Genomic DNA, 16723 nt, shown 5'->3' with positions numbered 1-16723 from the left:
AAGGAGTCCAAACTTTGGTATGTCGGCATTATTGTCATGGGCATGGCTTTGGCCGAAGGAACTGCGAACGATTGGATCCCTATCATTTTTGTGGATGGATACAAAGTGACCCATTTTACTGGCTCAGTATTCTACAGTATCTTTTTGCTGGCCATGCTTATAGGACGAGTTACGGGAGGCAAATTCTTGGATCGCTTTCGGCGAGTTCCTGTTTTGGGAACGTCTGCTCTTCTAGCTTTGTTGGGTTTAAGTATTGTTATTCTCAACGACAATCTTTATGCAGCAGCAATTGGTGTGTTTCTGTGAGGAATTGGAGCTTCACTAGGATTTCCCGTCGGTCTTTCGGCTGCAGGCGATAATCCAAATGGTGCAACAGAAAGAGTTGCTATCGTTTCAACGGTTGGATATTGGGCTTTTCTGGTGTGGCCACCTCTATTGGGATTCTTGGTGACTTCTTTGGCCTACTAAGGTCCCTAATCGTTGTCATGTTTGCTGTGTTTATTTCAGGTGTACTTACCCCAGCAGCAAAAAAACAGCAAAATTAAAGCGACAATCTATTTCAGATATCTTCATCGTGGATTATATATAGGCACGTAGTTTGAATCATTTCATTCAATCTCCGTCAGTTTGATTAAGAAAATACCAAGCCTAAAGATATGAATCCTGAATCTAATCCTGTTCTCATCGGATTTAGGTTCGTTTTTTCTACTCTAAGCTAACCTGCCCGTTAGCTTAATGAATTAACGGGCTAAATAACGATTAGATATCCGCCTAATCGGAAATACGAATATGTTCTTGTCCCTAACAATGACCAAATCAGCACTAAGTACGATATCTGCATATGTTTCCCCTCCCGTGATCCAAAATCACATTCAGCTTCGTCGCCTTTCCTTTGCTAAAGTGCTTGTTAACGAACTTGTTTTATCTATTTCAAATGGGATTACAGTTCCAGTGGAGATACCTCCTAGCGTTGAAGCTGGTCTCTTGATCATAATCCATCCTGTAGTCTGTTAATCGCTCAAAAGAGACTCACTTCTACACTTAGATATTTATGTAATCGGAAATGGGAACATGTTCTTGTCTATTTCGGCAATCGGTACAAGTTCTTGTCCTCAGCAGCTAGTTTCAGTCCGATATTTCGCTCTTCTTAATACCTAGCCGCCGGTTTTAACCAATCATCGTGTCAGTTGTTCTAAACAAATGTGAACCTTTTAAGCGATACGCTCTATTATTAGATATCGATCTAATCGGTAATCTAACTATGTTCTTGCCCATTCTGGTAATCGGTACAAGTTCTTGTCCTTGGCTTGGGACACGAACTTGTACCGATAAAATAAAAAAGCCGCTAAAATAGCGACTTTAATGGGAACATGTTCTTGTCCCGCGACACAGCCCTATAAATGCGAGATAAATAATGATTAACAATAACGTGACCATCTGGGTGTCTCTCCTCAGTTTGTTTAATTTCTGATTCTCGTCGAACCACCCATATAATAATATTGATATTTCTATCTGTAATCTTCCTATATTTTGACTCCTTATATCAGTATTCTGATATATTCTGGCGACTTATTACCTATATCACTGGTTCAGGATAGGTATTTCTCCAAGCAAATTCTTCAAGTTAATGGCATCCCACGGCATATGCTCAGTTATCCCTAATCCAACTACATCTGTTTCTTCAGACAGTTCTTTGATCAGATGAAGCAAGTGTGGTAATTGCATGGTTCCCGCTGGTGAAAACACATAAGGTTCCCCTGGCTTGGCGAATAACAATGAACGGAACATGTTGGGATCAAGCACATCCAGATCAAGATGAATTGCCAGGTGTTTGAACCCAGTCTCTTTAATCCACTTCTTAATCGAATCCATGCCATGGGTTAATTCTTCAGTTCCAGCCGTTCGGATACCCAATCTTTGAATTACTTCGGTTTCCTGTTCCGTGGGGGTTGTCAACCCGGCCATGAAGACATGTTCGGGCTTCAAGGGGACACTCACATGTTTAGCAAACTCCGGATCGCCTTCCCCAAGAAGGTTCCCAAGCGGTAAAGTATGACCGTTGTCATAGCCCTCGTATCTAACCAGATCACCATGTGCATCAATCCATATCAAACCAAGTTCTCCGCCATATCGTTCATTTAAATAAGCAAACGGGGCTTGTTCAACCAAACAGTCACCGCCAAACATGACAATGCGATCGGGCTGGTGAGCTTGAATAATATGCTGGGCAGCCTTCAATTGCTGAAGTAGCTGTGCTCTGCCTTTTATCCCGTTCTCGCTTACCAGAGATGTTCCATCATAAGCGTCAACAGGAACATGAATGAGAGGTTGATCATTGTCAGGTGCAAGCCATGCAAGCAGCTCCGCTCCAAAAGAGTAGTTAGGATTATCTCCACCTTGCCATTGTGGCATAAGCAGACGTATTGTTTTTTGAGTCATCGTAAATCTCCTTTACTTCAAAGTAAGGTTAGTATAAACTGAGCCCAAACAAATAAATAGTACGGTCTTTTATGATAGGTACTACCCGGAAGGATAGTGTAAATGATGAGTATGGCTGAATACCACGGTAAAGTTAAAAACATTCAAGATACCCCTTTTGGATATACGTTGTCTGTCATTGGTGGTAAATGGAAAATGGTGATTTTGTATCTTCTGGCAGAAAACCCACCTGTCCGTTTCAATGAACTAAAAAGACAGATCGGCGCTATCACGTATAAAACGCTGAGTTCACAACTCAAAGAATTAGAAGCAGATGGTATGGTCGAACGGAAAGAGTATCCCCAAGTCCCTCCTAAAGTCGAGTACCGTCTGACAGCCAAAGCTGAAACGTTATTGCCCGTTTTGGAAGGACTATGCGAATGGGGTGTCCAACATCAAGAACCTTCGATCAATAATAGCGCAACGGATTGAACGCTTTTGTCTATATTTCAGATGAGATAATTGGAGTAAATGCAGTATGTAAAATGCAAAAAGTCGCCAATCGGCGACTTTTTACTTTTTCTCTTGTGTTCCTCTGTCCGTTCAGCAAATAAAAGCTGTGATTCGTAGAATTATACTTTTTCGTGTACCAGATCTTTCTGATAGGCCAACACTCTGTCCCAATTGCCACTGAAAACAGGAATTCGATAATACCCTACACGCTCATACAGCGCTGCAGCTTCTGGTTGCAATGGACCTGTTTGCAGTTTCAGATTGGTATAACCAAGTTCGTTCGCAAGACGCTCTGCCTCGGCCAATATAGCCTGGGCAATCCCCTTACGGCGGTAACCATTGCGTGTATACATGCGTTTAACTTCTACAGATGTTTCATCAAGGGGTCTAAGTGCTCCGCAACCAACCGGATACCCGTCGATCCTGGCAACGATAAAAGCCGCACGGGGCACCTCAACGTCTGACAGTTGAAATCCCGCCGTTCCATCACCGCCATATAACAAACCGAGTTCTTCACTCAGTTCCTTGATCAATAGTAGCGAATCCTCGCTTCGAATATCTTCAGCTGCTGCATGCACGATATGTGTCATCCCACATACCCCCTTTATCTTATTGGACTTATTGGTTTAAATGATATATCTAAATTATCATTCCCAACAGCAAGCGTCAATTCCCCCATTCATTGAATATTTCTATAAGTACACCCTATAAATACCCGAACGTATCTTATTGCTGTCTTTATTCGTTTACATAAGAAATATAACAAGCAACGATGTATATGAATTTCAACTCTCGGAGGTCTGATATTATGGAAATTTCAAAGGGAATAGAGATGCTTCAGCTTGATTTTGAGGGGAATATAATTCACCCTGTTCTGATATGGGATGAAGAAATGGTTGTGTTAATAGATACCGGTTTCCCTGGACAATATGACGATTTGCGTATCGCACTCGAAAAGATTGGTGTGCCAATCAGCCGACTTAAAGCAGTGATTTTGACGCATCAGGATGTGGACCATATCGGGTGTCTTCCCGAAATTTTGAAAGAGTGTGGCTCACAAGTCAAGATATATGCGCATGAGCTGGATAAGCCATATATTGAGGGGCAGCTCCCTCTTCTGAAAGACAGTCACCTTGAGCATCCTCCAATGGGCAAAGTAAATGAAACGGTGACTGATGGTCAGGAACTGCCGTTTTGCGGCGGAATTCGCGTTATTCATACACCTGGTCATACGCCAGGTCATATCAGTCTATATTTGATGGACAGCAAGACGCTCATCGCCGGAGATTCAATGTACAGTGTAGACGGCATGCTTGGAGGCATTCATGAACCTACTACGCTGGATACAGAGACAGCTCGATTCTCTTTGAAAAAGTATATCGAACTCGACATTACATCTGTGGTTTGTTATCACGGAGGACTAACTCATAGGAATGTAAATGAACAGATCTCAGGGCTATATAAAATGAACTAACGAATATTTACACTGGACACTCCGATGACAGAACAACCTTCCGATGTAACTTTCTTGCAGAAAGCTTGTAGGCGAACGCTCCGCTTCTTCAGGTTCTTTCTGTCCTCTCCGTTTTGTGTAAATGTTTCGTTCAATTTATATAGTTAAGGGTTTATGGTTTGGCATACTGCAAAATGGCTGTAGCCGCACGAATTCGCAGCTCTTCTTCTTCACTGCGTAACGCTTCTCTCAGCACCTGGAGAGCTGTCTGAATCGTGGCTTCATCTATCCCTGTTGAGAGAGAGTTGGTTGCTTCGGTTGTTATGCTGACTGCAAGACCTCGATCCAGCTGTGCTTGTGATATGGGATACTCAAACTTCGCAAGGATGGCTGAATCATTTTGCAGTGCCTGCACTTTGTCATTCAGCTCAGCGAGAGAAATACGCCCCAACCATGTAACTCCGCGACGGTGACATATCAATCCCTCTTCTGTACCAGCGGAATCGTCGTAATAATAATCCCCGATATCCCCAACATACGTCCATTCATCATCGCTAATTAATACATAATCTCCATCCTGCATGAGGTTACCAAACATATGTAATGTCGCGAGTGTGCTCGCCAATTCTGCTTCATCCAAGGGATAGTGTTGAACCAACAGTTCCTTCCATAGTTCCCGGGGCGTTTGCTCCAGATCCCCTGTACCTGACCAAGCAATACCAATATAATTGTCTTCCAGAAATGATGCTCCTCTGTTGACTCCGTGCACGGTGGACTGGATGTGATACAGATTCACAAATACCGCCTTCCTTTCTTTCAATCATTCGTATGAACATAGTTCACCATTGTAACATTAGTGGTGTCTATTTCAAACGTAATGACTTCTTTCCCATATGGCGGGTTATGTGGACCATAGAACGTTCTGACTTCCAGAACCGTTCGAAAATTATAACCACCTTGTGTACGCCTTTTAAGTTCCAATACGTGAATGTCATATAGCCCATAGCTAGGGACCGGTTTATGATTTTCCTGATAATAGTTGGTATTCTCACGGTAAATGTATGGGTTGAGCATCGTAAGTGCTATTGCCTTATAGTCATGCTCCTGTATGCTCTCAGGATCTGCATATGTAACATCTGTGTATAGGGAAACACTATTTATCATTAATGTTGCTGCAAGTATAAAGTGAAAAAGTTGTTTTTGAAATCCCATACTCATCAACCTTTTTTAATTTCTATTATTCCGAGTGAATGCAAAAGCATACAAAATATGATTATGATCTATTATTTATGCTTAGCTGAGTGGAAGGTTATTCTGTCATCGGAGTGGCAAGTGTAAATACTCGTTAATTCAACTTATGTAGCATACACCTTTTGATATAGCCCTAGGCTATAACTAGGTATAATTTAATGGAATTACATTATAACTCCGGATCTGTGATAAATTTTGTGTAACATAAAAGCAGAGGGGTTTTAAACGATGACAAAAAGTAGTGTATTGGGATATCCGCGTATTGGTGCTGATCGGGAATGGAAGAAAGCGTTGGAAGCGTTCTGGGCAGGTAAGCTGGAGGAATCAGAATTTCACGCACGTTTGCAGGAGATCCGTATCGATCATTTGCGCAAGCAACAAGCAAAAGGCATCGACATCATTCCGGTGAATGACTTTAGCTATTATGATCATATCCTGGATACGGCCGTGATGTTTGGCATCATTCCCAAACGATTTGCTTATGATGGTGGCTCGGTTCCGTTGTCTGTATATTATGGCATTGCCCGGGGAACGAAAGATGCCGCAGCAAGTGAAATGACAAAATGGTTTAACACCAACTATCACTACATAGTACCTGAACTGGACGGGGCTTCCCCAACTCTGACGGAGAACAAACCACTTCTCGCTTATCGTGAAGCAAAAGAAAAACTCGGCATTGAAGGAAAACCGGTTATTGTTGGACCTTTGACCTTCCTGAAGCTCTCCAAGGGCTATGATAAATCCGAGACGGACGCTTGGTTGGACCGTTTGCTGCCACTGTACACTCAATTGCTTCAAGAACTTGCAAGTGAAGGCGTTCAGTGGGTGCAGATCGACGAACCTATTCTGGTAACCAAATTAAGCGATGAAGACGTACAGCGTCTGAATAAAATATATGAAACATTTGCATCAGCTGTTCCAGGCTTAAATATCATGCTGCAAACGTACTTTGAATCTGTCGAAAACTACAGCGACATCGTGGCATTGCCAGTTCAAGGTGTAGGACTTGATTTTGTACATGGACTCTCTGGTAACACACAATCTATTCGGACATCCGGTTTCCCGGCAGACAAAGTGCTCGGAGCAGGTATTATTGATGGACGTGGGATCTGGAAAGCTTCCCTTCAAACAAAACTGAATTTGCTGAATGAATTGACTGAGTTCGTGACGCCTGAACGTATTATCGTGCAATCGTCCTGCAGCCTGCTGCATGTGCCAGTTACAACTGAACGTGAGGCAAAACTTACATCTGAACTGAAAAATGCTCTTGCCTTTGCAGATGAAAAGCTGGATGAGATTGTTCTTTTGACTACAGCCTTATCCTCACCAAGTGCAGAGATTACCGCTAAAATTAACGAAGCAGAGCTTCCTCTTCAGGCGCTTCAACAATCCGAAGATCGGAACCGTACCGCTGTACAGAAAGCCGTTGCTTCCATCAGTGTTCAACAGCCGGAGCGCTCCCGTCCTTTTGCCGAGCGTCATGAAGCCCAACAGGCCAAATGGCAATTGCCACTCTTCCCGACAACAACGATTGGTAGTTTCCCACAATCTGCTGAAGTCAGAAAAGCACGTCAGTTGTGGCGTAAAGGCGAATTGAACAACGAGCAGTATGCTGCCTTCATCCGGGAGCAGATTGATATCTGGATTAAACTTCAGGAAGAGATTGGAATTGACGTATTGGTTCATGGTGAGTTTGAGCGTACCGACATGGTTGAATTCTTTGGCGAGAAACTTGCCGGTTTTGCCTTTACACAGTTTGGCTGGGTACAATCGTACGGTTCACGTTGCGTGAAGCCACCTATTATCTTCGGTGATGTTGCGTTTACTGGTGAAATGACTGTTGAAGAAACGAAATATGCTCAATCGCAGACAGAGCGCCCTGTCAAAGGCATGCTGACTGGCCCGATTACCATCATGAACTGGTCATTCGTACGCGAAGACATTGCTCGTGAGCAGATTGCCTATCAATTGGCATATGCTTTGAGACAGGAAGTCGAAGCACTTGAACAGGCAGGCATTGGCATGATCCAGGTTGACGAGCCGGCTGTTCGTGAAGGGCTTCCGTTGAAAGAAAATGAACAAGCCGATTACCTGGCTTGGGCAGTCAAAGCGTTCCGTATCTCCACGTGCACGGTGCATGAAACGACTCAAATTCATACACATATGTGCTATTGCGAATTCCATGACATGATTGATTCCATTGAAGCTATGGATGCGGATGTTATCTCCATTGAGACATCCCGTAGTCACGGTGAACTGATTCATAGTTTTGAAAAAAATACGTATGAGCTCGGTATCGGTCTTGGCGTATATGATATCCATAGTCCACGTGTTCCGAGTGTAGATGAAATGAGCAGCATGATTGAACGTGCCCTGCGTGTTCTTGATCCGAAGCTGTTCTGGATTAACCCGGACTGCGGATTGAAAACCCGTGGACAAGAAGAAACGGTTGCTTCTCTGCGCAATATGGTTGATGCAACCAGAATCGCTCGTACCAATCACGCTTCAGCTGCTGTATTGTAATCGGCTGCGAAGCAGCATATCTTCAAAAGCAAAAGTAGCAAAGGCGGACACCCCTTCGTTAGATGGGTGTCCGCCTTTTTATGTTATATTTTTGTAGTTACTTTTAACATACATTCATCTACTCCAAATTTGGGCGATCTCGAGCGTTCCTGCCCCTTTTCTCACCATCCAACGCTTACAACTAGATACTCTCTTCCAGCCATTGCTGCAATGGGATATCCTCGGTCAGTTCGCCAAGCAATATATGACGGAACTCCCCTTCCTTATCAATTACCATCGTTGCGGGCAAACCCGTAATACGGTACATACCTGATATATTGCCCGTCACATCAATGATCACCGGAAAATCGAACGCCTGCTTATCCATGAACTCACGAATCGTGCCCTTCGATTCCCCCACGTTAACAAACAGGGTTTCCACGTCGTTCTGATAGTCCTGAGCAATCTGGTGAACGAGTGGCATCTCCCTTACACAGGGTGTGCACCATGAAGCCCAAAAGTTAATCATGACGGCTTTGCCACGATAATCCGACAGCCTGACTTGTTCGCCTGCTGAATTAACCGCTGTAAACTCAGGAGCCACGGCACCAGCTTCAATGGCGTTACCTCGCCGAGATTCGGGTGTCGATACATTTTCGAAAATGGCCCATGTACCTGCTAACAATGCGATCACACCAATCAAAATTGTAAGTGTACGTCTACTTTTAAAACTCTTCCTCTTCAATAAACTCACCTTCACTTTAAACCAAGACTTTGATGAAATGCTGCATGGAGCGAACCGAATTGATCACAAAAGTCGTGAGTGGAGCCCTCGCCAACATTACGTCCATGGTTCATGAATATTACATGATCCGCAATGTCGTCTGCGATCTCCAATTGATGGGTAGAGAACACGACCATATGACCATCCTGTTTGATTCCCTTGAGCAGCTGAGTTAATTCCTGCATCCAGAATGGGTCCAATCCATTTGTTGGCTCATCCATGATGAGCAGTGGAGGTTTGGACAGTACAGCCTGGGCAAATAACACACGTTGGCGCATGCCTTTGGAGAAGGTCGTAACCCGGTTTTTCTTTTGATCCTCCAAACCTACCATGGTCAGTACTTCCTGTACTCTCTCCTTGGGAACTTTCCTCAGAGAAGCCCAGAACAGAAGCATTTCCTCCGCACTCAGTCCTTGATTAAATTGATAATCGTCCGGCATATATCCAATCTGCTCTGAATAACGCTTGCGCTCCTTCAACCATCGCACATTGTTCACCGCAACCTCACCGGAGGTAGGCCGAAGAATTCCTGCGATCATTCGCAGAACCGTGCTTTTCCCTGCGCCATTCCCTCCACAGAGGGCAAGCACTTGGCCAGAATTCATGTGAAAGGAGATATCCTCAACAATTGGTTGCTTTTTAATGGATTTGCACAATCCTATCACTTCGAGCCCCGCTTTATCCATGAGAACGCCCCCTCTCCCAGATCGCGTATACCGCCAGGACAGAGCAGGTGATCCAGAACAGGCATATCCCGATGAAGATCCAACTGCCACTTGGTTGCTGCACCCACTCCACCCATCGATAATATTCTGGTCCAAGAATGGAGCCGCCTCCCAGTTTGATGACTACAAACAATCGCACCAGCTCGGCCGGATTGATGAGTGTTAGCATAACCAGCAGCGGTTTCACCCATAGATAAGGCATCAGTCCCAGCACAGAGAGCAATAAGGTCGGCCATCCAATGACTGCGAAAAACCATACGGTCACGGATATGGTTAACGCCTGCCACCGATTGCGCGACAACGAACCGATAAATAGCGCCAACGTCAGGAATAACAACACCAGTCCACAAGAAAATGCCAGAAAGAGAAGATATGTCACGGCATCCAGTAGATTCCCGATTACTCCGCTAATAACCCCCATCAGGCCGTATCCAAACGCAACAATGGTAATTAAAACAATCGAGAGCCCAAGATACTTGCCCACAATAAAAGACATCGTGCCAATGGGATACGTGGACAGCAGTTGCCAGCTACCGTCTTCCTTTTCGGATGTTAGTGAGAAGGAACCGAGGAACAGCGTCATTAATGGTAAGAGGTAAAGAATGAGATTCAACATCGAACCTGTTGTGCCCGAATATCCTTCAACCAGATTCTGCGAATTCAGAAGTAACAAGCTTAAGCTAAATGTGCAAAAAAGGATCAGAAACGAATACGCCCAAGGATTGCGAAATCCCATTTTCACTTCTTTTCTTGCAATCTGTATCATATCTGACATCATTGATCACCATTTTCTATTGTCATTCCTAGTGGCCTGACTCTTCTTTCATCTCACCTTCCTGATGCATCTCATTACCGTCTCCTTCTTCACCATGTCCGTGCTCATCATGCCCATGTTCACCCATCATGTCCATATTCTCTGTGTTCTGTTTCCAGTCATGGGAGGCAAGATCCTCAGCGGTCATAATGGTTCCGACACCTTGCTCTGCAATGAAAGCTTCAGCCGAAGGCTTGTCCTTAAAGTTAAGAATTCCATAAGCCATAGGCGTACGCAATGAAGCGTCGTACACATACGTGGCTTTACTGTATTCAATCCATTCCTTGTCATTATAATCACGTACATAGTCCATACCGATGTTATCTGTGCCATTTTCTGTTTTCCACTGGTTCATGCAGCCGATGTCATCGAACTTGTAATTTTGGCCGTCTTTCGTAGTGAGCTGTGTTGCATATGCATCGTCCTTCACCTGCATTTTACAGATCGCACAGATATCCACGTCTTCATTGATCGGCAATGCCGCGTATTTTGTTCCGCAAGCGGTTAACAATACCATGCCAAACATAAATACCATAACCATGGACCATCTTCTGTTCAAGCTTTTGTTCATTTTCGTAATACCCCCATATAGATGATTATAAAAGTTGCCATACCCAACAGAACTAACCCGAGCATCCACACCACATTGGAACCTGCTACCCTTTCCACTGACATGTTCAGATCAGATCCCGTATCCATGCTCATTCGTGGCGAATCGTCGGTAGTCCATTGTTCTCTGCCCTCTGTAAATAAGTCACTCAGAAAGACCATACCCGGTGATTGAAAAAAGAGCTGATATGCTGAATTTCGACTGACCAGTTGCTCATAAAAAGGATTGATGGCATAGGATATTTCACTGATCCCATCCTGATTCAGATCGAGCCCCTGAAAGGAGTCCCAGTAATTCTCCATCATGGTATTATTCGGGCTATCCAGCGCTGAAGCTTCAATAACATTGGATACCAATTGGTTATCTGTAAACTCATTAGCTTCTGCCAGAACAAGCTGGATGCCAACAAAATTCCGAAGCACCGCATTGCCACGGATTTCATTGCCCGATGACTCTGCAATATTCATGCCGACACGATTACCCTCCACCACATTGTTATGAATTGAGGATTGATGCACGTCATACAACAGAATGCCTTGGGAATGAACATTAGTACTCTGTTTGCGAAAAGAATTGCCCGAGATTACCGTATTCTTGACGCCCATAATCATGGCACCTGTCATGTTCTCTTCTCCGGTATTATCCATGACAGAAGAGCCGTCAATGTACATACAGTGGATGCCATACCTTGTATGTAACAGCCTGTTATTTTGCACGATAGACTTGCGACTGTTCTCCAGATAGATTCCATCCCTCATGCCGGTGATCTCATTGGCTTCAATGTAGCTATCATGGGAGTTGTACAGATCAATGCCATTGCCCTTCTGGCCACTGGAAGCAGAATCAGACCCGGCCCACGTAATGTTGTTCCGCTGAATCGTTGCCTGACTCGAATTCCGGATGATCATCCCATACCCCTGGGTCTGAATATGCAGATCCGTGATTTCACTGTTTTTCCCTTCAACCTGAATCGCTGCAGTCTGTTCATTCGTATCATGTTCAATTGTAAAACCGCTCAATTTCACCCCATCCGAGCGAATCATTATCGTAGAGGTGGCTTCCGCATTAACAACTATGACCGTAGGATCACCCTGAATGGTGATGTTTTTGTCAATCGTCACGGGTCCAGAGTAACGACCTGATGCAAGTTCAATGACTTCTCCTGGCGCAGAACGGTCAATCATAGGCTGAAGGGGAATGAGATCACGATGTCCAGAGGAGGCAATGACTGCACCGTGTGGAAGGGATAGCAGGAGCATCATCATTCCGATTAGAAAAATGAAACCCGTAACCCGACTCTTCTTACAACTGTTGAATACACTCAAGCCTGCCCAAGGATTACTCATAATTCAAACCGCGCAATTCCGGCTTCTTGTTACAGTTGCTTATTGCTGTGGCAATGTATTCAACGGGTCTTACGTTAATCCAAAATATACGTTGGTTGTACACACCATCCCTCCATTCCACTTAAAATCAACTCTCCATGTTCCTCATCCATTGAAGCAACGTAATAAATGAAGCGTTATCACAATCCTGATCATAGTGTACTTAAAATGATATTTATTCCATATAGCTCAATTAGGCTATAGACGCTCCATTTTTGTGTCGATATTGTGATGTAAATCAAAAAAAGCCGCCATATAGGCGACTTCTAAGTAATATATTATTCAAATGGATAGGTCCAAAATGTTTCTCTGCCAAAACGTTTCTTGATTTCTTCATTATTCAACTCACGATTCCCTACAAGCTCTGCTGCCTGGAATTGTGAACGATGGGCACGAATGGACGCCATTTTTCGATCCAAAAATTCGGATACGTCAACAAATACATCCGGTTTGCCAATGTACTGTTCCTGATTATTAGCGAACGCAACGCAGTGAACAATCGGACGTTCATCCACAGGAAGTTTAGTGATTGTACGTATAACAGCGGCTCCCGTTGCATCATGATCGGGATGAACACTGTAACCCGGATAGAACGTAATGACCAGCGTAGGGTTCAACTCTTTAAGTAGCGACATGATGGTATCTTCCAGTAACTGTGGGTCTTCGAACTCCAGCATTTTATCGTGGAAACCCAGCATTCTCAGGTCCTGAATACCAATCGCTTCAGAAGCTTCGATGAGTTCCTGTTTACGGATGGCAGGCAACGTCACTCGGTTGGCAAATGGAGGAATCCCCATATTGCGCCCCATCTCGCCAAGCGTTAGACAAGCATAGGTTACATGGGCACCGCCATCTATGTATTTGGCTAACGTTCCCGATACAGAGAAAGCTTCATCATCTGGATGTGGATATACCACCAAGATACGCTCATGCTCTTGCTCGTTGTGTGTAGTATTCATGGTTATTCAATCCTCCGCTTTCATCAGAACATCTCTCGGCTTAATTGTAACGCCACAACTAGTTTACCTTGGCTGTCGTGACCGGCGAGAATCAGTCTTTCTTGTTCCTGCTCATCAATATGTGTAAGTCCTTCGGCGTAAAGCCATCCCTGCGTTGTTTTCAGACCAACACGGTATGGACCTGTACCTGAAATGGACCCCTGCGTATATCGTATGGCCGCATTAGTAATGAATGCCGATGCTGGATGTTTTGTACTGTCCATGTGTTGTGCGTAAGCACCTGACGTAAGTTCTAGATGTACGTATAAGTCCTGATCAGCAAGATTATTGATCCGGAGCTGAATGTCTTGAGGTTTAATCGGTTGCATAGCGGCCTCCTTGTCTAATGTAATTGTACGAATTTCATTTTAACATATCCACAAGAGAATATACATGGAGTGACCCTGTCGACCTCACATAGAGCCCTCTCATGATGATTCCAGTTTGAAAACAAGAACAGATTTGCGTGTTTTTTTCTCTTTTTATTCATGGATCATATCTATATTATGAAGTGTAGACAAAAACGCCCGTGATGAAGAACCTTAAATCTGAAATGAATCTTGCTCCAACATGTTTGGAAAGGAGTTTAACTCGACTTGAAATCTCTAATACAACTACTTCATTTTGGCTATCATCAGGCAATGAGCTGCATATTTCCCGTAGCAATCTTTGGAACACTGGCCCTGTCCAGCGTAATTCCTATTCCTTTCCTTCATCGATATGATGCCATTCTGCTCGTATTACTTGCTGTGCAGTACCTGATGTATCGAAGCGGCTTGGAAACCAAGGATGAAATCAAGGTCATCTGTGTATTTCACATTATTGGCTTCGTGCTAGAAATCTATAAAGTATGGATGGGATCATGGTCATACCCTGAGCAAGCATACAGCAAAATCCTGGGTGTCCCTCTTTATAGCGGATTCATGTATGCAAGTGTAGCCAGTTTTATGTGTCAGGTGTGGCGAAGACTGCGAATGGACATGACCGGATGGCCTGGTTTTGCACCTTCGATGCTGCTGGGAGCAGCTATCTATATTAACTTTTTCACTCATCATTTTATGCCCGATTTCCGCTGGTGGCTGACGGCGCTTGTATTTATTGTCTTCTGGAAAACCTGGATTATTTACCGGGTAAGAGCAACGACCTATCGAATGCCCTTATCGCTTGCTTTTATCATTGTTGGTTTCTTCATTTGGACTGCTGAGAACATCGCTACATTCTTCAATGCCTGGAAATATCCTGATCAGCATGATGCCTGGCAACTGGTTAGCTTTAGCAAAATTAGTTCGTGGTTCCTGCTGGTCATCATCAGTGTCATCATCGTTGCGCAGCTCAAATATGTGAAGGCCAATCGAACCGCAGATGATCCAAAATCCAGGTAACTATTTATTCTCTTACCGTAAAACAGCAGCAATCTTAGACTCGTACCTAAAGTCTTCGAATGCCGCTGTTTTTTGCGTGGTTCTATTTGAGATTATTCAACAAATAATGAGCCAAAGCCATCTGCCTCTTCAATGTCTTTGTTGATTAAGAGGTTCTCCTTTTCATCGTATGCTTTGATCGTATAAGGAGGAGTCGCTGATGAAGGCAGGAACGCGTACCAGATTTGTTGGTTCTCACCTGCCTCAACCAGCTTCGCATCGAAAGTGGCAGACTTTCCATTTTGCTTGATTTCAACAGTTACACGTTTGATAGTGGAGTCTATGATGTCACCAAACAACATGGGAAACGGGGCCGAGACTTTTTCCAATTTCGGTATGCTCATATAATTCAACGCAAACTTGGATTCAACTGATTCATTAATGGAATATCCTCCACCCCATACCCATTTCCATCCGAAAATGTTCTTGCGGGTATACTCCATCTGAAGATTACTGTTGTTTTCCCGACCCTTTTTGTGCGTGAACAAAATCATGCCCCCGTCCACAGCCTCCTGATGAATGAATTGGGAGGTATAAGATTCACCTCTAAATTCTTGAACGGCCCCTTGAGGACTGTTCGCTATAGGAATATGTATAGGTTCATTCAATCCCCAAACTTTGGATATCCGTTGATCGGCTAGCCCGCCAGCTCGTTCATTCATATACATATATGCCAAGATTGACAGGGGCGATAGTAAAATTACCATTGCAGTGATTAGCAAAATTCTCCTGTTACGCTTGATTATCTCCATGTACACTCCTTATGATAACGATGAAATATTAAATACAATCACTCTGATATTACCATAATTAGCATATTAGTTCTTGTTTAAGTATAATTCGGACAATCAAAAAAGGCCGCCATTGGCGACCTTTCAAGTCATTCATCAAAGCTATTCTCCCAGAAAGATTACTTCGGTTTCCAATTCAACTTGGAACGTATCATATACTTTCTTCTGAATAAATTGGATCAGATCCATATAATCCTGGGCAGTAGCGTGATCCACATTTACGATAAAACCTGCATGCTTCATGGAGATTTCAGCACCTCCGATGCGAGTGCCCTGCAAGTTACAATCCTGAATCAGTTTACCGGCAAAATGTCCTTCGGGTCGTTTAAATACACTTCCACAAGAGGGGAACTCAAGCGGCTGCTTAGATTCTCTCAGGAACGTTAATTCCTTCATTTTGCTCGCAATATCTTCCTTGTTTCCTTTTTTGAGCCCGAATTCGGCCTCCAGTATGATATAGTGATCCATCTTGAAGAGACTATTTCGATAACCAAACTTCATCTCTTCTCGCGGGATCTCCAACACTGTACCGTCTTTGGTGATCACAGTTGCACGTTCAACAACATCGGCGATCTGACCGCCATAAGCACCCGCATTCATGTAAAGTGCGCCCCCCGTGCTGCCGGGAATACCACAAGCAAACTCCAAACCGGTCAAGCTATGCTCCAAAGCAAGTCTGGATACATCAATGATATCAACGCCGCTCTGCGCAATCATGCTGTCCTCACTCACTTTAATTTGATCGAAGTGGCTAAGAGAAATCGTTACTCCCCGGATGCCCCCGTCTTTAATAATGACGTTTGAGCCTTTTCCAATGACCGTCAGAGGTAACTGATGTAAGTTGGCAATTTCCACGATTTTAGTGATTTCGTCTATCGTTGTTGGATGGATGAGGATATCTGCGTTACCACCTATTTTAATAAACGTGTGATTTTTTAGCGGTTCATTGAATTTCACTTTTTCCAAAGGTATCTGATGCTCAAAAATATTCATGATTTTCTCTCCCTGAATTCATAAAGAAATGATTGCACCATCGCGAAAATGAGATGCTCCTTCTT

General features: G+C 43.8%; 18 protein-coding genes. 5 read left to right on the top strand and 13 right to left on the bottom strand.

All coding sequences use genetic code 11. The features are described from left to right. The first annotated feature begins 36 nt into the window (after positions 1 to 36). Positions 37 to 306, top strand: a complete 270-nt coding sequence (locus CXK86_RS32645; protein WP_373888060.1) for a hypothetical protein — start codon at positions 37 to 39, stop codon at positions 304 to 306. Positions 307 to 1581: 1275 nt separating this feature from the next. On the opposite strand, the gene CXK86_RS11315 is transcribed toward CXK86_RS32645, so the two are convergent. Next, entirely contained in the window at positions 1582 to 2439 is an 858-nt protein-coding gene (locus CXK86_RS11315) for an arginase family protein (protein ID WP_101313711.1), read from the bottom strand. A gap of 105 nt (positions 2440 to 2544) precedes the next feature. On the opposite strand from CXK86_RS11315, the gene CXK86_RS11310 reads away from it, so the two are divergent. Then, a complete protein-coding gene (locus CXK86_RS11310; protein WP_036608870.1) occupies positions 2545 to 2910 on the top strand; it encodes a winged helix-turn-helix transcriptional regulator in 366 nt (121 codons plus the stop codon). Positions 2911 to 3050: 140 nt separating this feature from the next. Here the strand turns inward: CXK86_RS11310 and CXK86_RS11305 are convergent, their stop codons facing one another. Further along, positions 3051 to 3521 (bottom strand): GNAT family N-acetyltransferase, encoded by a 471-nt coding sequence (locus CXK86_RS11305; protein WP_051449730.1) that lies wholly within the window; start codon positions 3519 to 3521, stop codon positions 3051 to 3053. Positions 3522 to 3739: 218 nt separating this feature from the next. Here CXK86_RS11305 and CXK86_RS11300 point away from each other — a divergent pair, with 218 nt between their 5' ends. Beyond that, on the top strand, positions 3740 to 4405 hold the full coding sequence (locus tag CXK86_RS11300) for an MBL fold metallo-hydrolase (protein WP_101313710.1): 666 nt from the start codon (positions 3740 to 3742) through the stop codon (positions 4403 to 4405). Positions 4406 to 4556: 151 nt separating this feature from the next. On the opposite strand, the gene CXK86_RS11295 is transcribed toward CXK86_RS11300, so the two are convergent. Both CXK86_RS11295 and CXK86_RS11290 read right to left on the bottom strand, forming a co-directional pair. Then, entirely contained in the window at positions 4557 to 5180 is a 624-nt protein-coding gene (locus CXK86_RS11295; protein ID WP_101313709.1) for a hypothetical protein, read from the bottom strand. 20 nt (positions 5181 to 5200) lie between these two features. Continuing rightward, positions 5201 to 5548: a DUF3888 domain-containing protein gene (locus CXK86_RS11290; protein WP_180361747.1), complete on the bottom strand. Its 348-nt coding sequence runs from the start codon at positions 5546 to 5548 to the stop codon at positions 5201 to 5203. A 315-nt stretch (positions 5549 to 5863) separates the two neighbouring features. Between CXK86_RS11290 and metE the strand changes: the two genes are divergently transcribed. Next, on the top strand, positions 5864 to 8158 hold the full coding sequence (metE, locus tag CXK86_RS11285) for a 5-methyltetrahydropteroyltriglutamate--homocysteine S-methyltransferase (protein WP_101313707.1): 2295 nt from the start codon (positions 5864 to 5866) through the stop codon (positions 8156 to 8158). Between the two features lie 181 nt (positions 8159 to 8339). On the opposite strand, the gene CXK86_RS11280 is transcribed toward metE, so the two are convergent. The 7 genes from CXK86_RS11280 to CXK86_RS11250 all read right to left on the bottom strand — a co-directional run bounded on the left by CXK86_RS11280 (position 8340) and on the right by CXK86_RS11250 (position 13782). After that, a complete protein-coding gene (locus tag CXK86_RS11280; RefSeq protein ID WP_257467843.1) occupies positions 8340 to 8831 on the bottom strand; it encodes a TlpA family protein disulfide reductase in 492 nt (163 codons plus the stop codon). A gap of 62 nt (positions 8832 to 8893) precedes the next feature. Beyond that, entirely contained in the window at positions 8894 to 9607 is a 714-nt protein-coding gene (ccmA, locus tag CXK86_RS11275) for a heme ABC exporter ATP-binding protein CcmA (protein WP_101313705.1), read from the bottom strand. Continuing rightward, complete coding sequence (locus tag CXK86_RS11270) at positions 9600 to 10421, bottom strand: ABC transporter permease (RefSeq protein WP_101313704.1); 822 nt, start codon at positions 10419 to 10421, stop codon at positions 9600 to 9602. The genes ccmA and CXK86_RS11270 overlap by 8 nt, the downstream gene beginning before the upstream one ends. Before the next feature lie 28 nt (positions 10422 to 10449). After that, positions 10450 to 11031, bottom strand: coding sequence for a nitrous oxide reductase accessory protein NosL (locus CXK86_RS11265; RefSeq protein WP_101313703.1), 582 nt, complete (start codon positions 11029 to 11031; stop codon positions 10450 to 10452). After that, positions 11028 to 12416, bottom strand: coding sequence for a right-handed parallel beta-helix repeat-containing protein (locus tag CXK86_RS11260; RefSeq protein ID WP_257467806.1), 1389 nt, complete (start codon positions 12414 to 12416; stop codon positions 11028 to 11030). The genes CXK86_RS11265 and CXK86_RS11260 overlap by 4 nt, the downstream gene beginning before the upstream one ends. Before the next feature lie 317 nt (positions 12417 to 12733). Continuing rightward, positions 12734 to 13414, bottom strand: a complete 681-nt coding sequence (gene bshB2, locus CXK86_RS11255; protein WP_101313702.1) for a bacillithiol biosynthesis deacetylase BshB2 — start codon at positions 13412 to 13414, stop codon at positions 12734 to 12736. A 23-nt stretch (positions 13415 to 13437) separates the two neighbouring features. Continuing rightward, positions 13438 to 13782, bottom strand: coding sequence for a YojF family protein (locus tag CXK86_RS11250; RefSeq protein ID WP_017688572.1), 345 nt, complete (start codon positions 13780 to 13782; stop codon positions 13438 to 13440). A 267-nt stretch (positions 13783 to 14049) separates the two neighbouring features. Between CXK86_RS11250 and CXK86_RS11245 the strand changes: the two genes are divergently transcribed. Then, entirely contained in the window at positions 14050 to 14835 is a 786-nt protein-coding gene (locus CXK86_RS11245) for a DUF817 domain-containing protein (protein ID WP_101313701.1), read from the top strand. 92 nt (positions 14836 to 14927) lie between these two features. On the opposite strand, the gene CXK86_RS11240 is transcribed toward CXK86_RS11245, so the two are convergent. Both CXK86_RS11240 and murB read right to left on the bottom strand, forming a co-directional pair. Further along, positions 14928 to 15551, bottom strand: coding sequence for a hypothetical protein (locus CXK86_RS11240; RefSeq protein WP_180361746.1), 624 nt, complete (start codon positions 15549 to 15551; stop codon positions 14928 to 14930). Positions 15552 to 15767: 216 nt separating this feature from the next. Next, on the bottom strand, positions 15768 to 16676 hold the full coding sequence (murB, locus tag CXK86_RS11235; RefSeq protein WP_373888062.1) for a UDP-N-acetylmuramate dehydrogenase: 909 nt from the start codon (positions 16674 to 16676) through the stop codon (positions 15768 to 15770). Positions 16677 to 16723: the final 47 nt, after the last annotated feature.

The sequence above is a fragment of the Paenibacillus sp. BGI2013 genome (assembly GCF_002843485.1).
Lineage (GTDB): Bacteria > Bacillota > Bacilli > Paenibacillales > Paenibacillaceae > Paenibacillus > Paenibacillus amylolyticus.
This window is presented reverse-complemented; position numbering and strand designations above follow the sequence as displayed.

Coding starts and splice junctions, on each gene's coding strand:
- CXK86_RS32645 (WP_373888060.1), top strand. CDS start 37: ATGGGCATGGCTTTGGCCGAAGGAACTGCGAACGATTGGATCCCTATC.
- CXK86_RS11315 (WP_101313711.1), bottom strand. CDS start 2,439: ATGACTCAAAAAACAATACGTCTGCTTATGCCACAATGGCAAGGTGGA.
- CXK86_RS11310 (WP_036608870.1), top strand. CDS start 2,545: ATGAGTATGGCTGAATACCACGGTAAAGTTAAAAACATTCAAGATACC.
- CXK86_RS11305 (WP_051449730.1), bottom strand. CDS start 3,521: ATGACACATATCGTGCATGCAGCAGCTGAAGATATTCGAAGCGAGGAT.
- CXK86_RS11300 (WP_101313710.1), top strand. CDS start 3,740: ATGGAAATTTCAAAGGGAATAGAGATGCTTCAGCTTGATTTTGAGGGG.
- CXK86_RS11290 (WP_180361747.1), bottom strand. CDS start 5,548: ATGATAAATAGTGTTTCCCTATACACAGATGTTACATATGCAGATCCT.
- metE (WP_101313707.1), top strand. CDS start 5,864: ATGACAAAAAGTAGTGTATTGGGATATCCGCGTATTGGTGCTGATCGG.
- ccmA (WP_101313705.1), bottom strand. CDS start 9,607: ATGGATAAAGCGGGGCTCGAAGTGATAGGATTGTGCAAATCCATTAAA.
- CXK86_RS11270 (WP_101313704.1), bottom strand. CDS start 10,421: ATGTCAGATATGATACAGATTGCAAGAAAAGAAGTGAAAATGGGATTT.
- CXK86_RS11265 (WP_101313703.1), bottom strand. CDS start 11,031: ATGAACAAAAGCTTGAACAGAAGATGGTCCATGGTTATGGTATTTATG.
- CXK86_RS11260 (WP_257467806.1), bottom strand. CDS start 12,416: ATGAGTAATCCTTGGGCAGGCTTGAGTGTATTCAACAGTTGTAAGAAG.
- bshB2 (WP_101313702.1), bottom strand. CDS start 13,414: ATGAATACTACACACAACGAGCAAGAGCATGAGCGTATCTTGGTGGTA.
- CXK86_RS11250 (WP_017688572.1), bottom strand. CDS start 13,782: ATGCAACCGATTAAACCTCAAGACATTCAGCTCCGGATCAATAATCTT.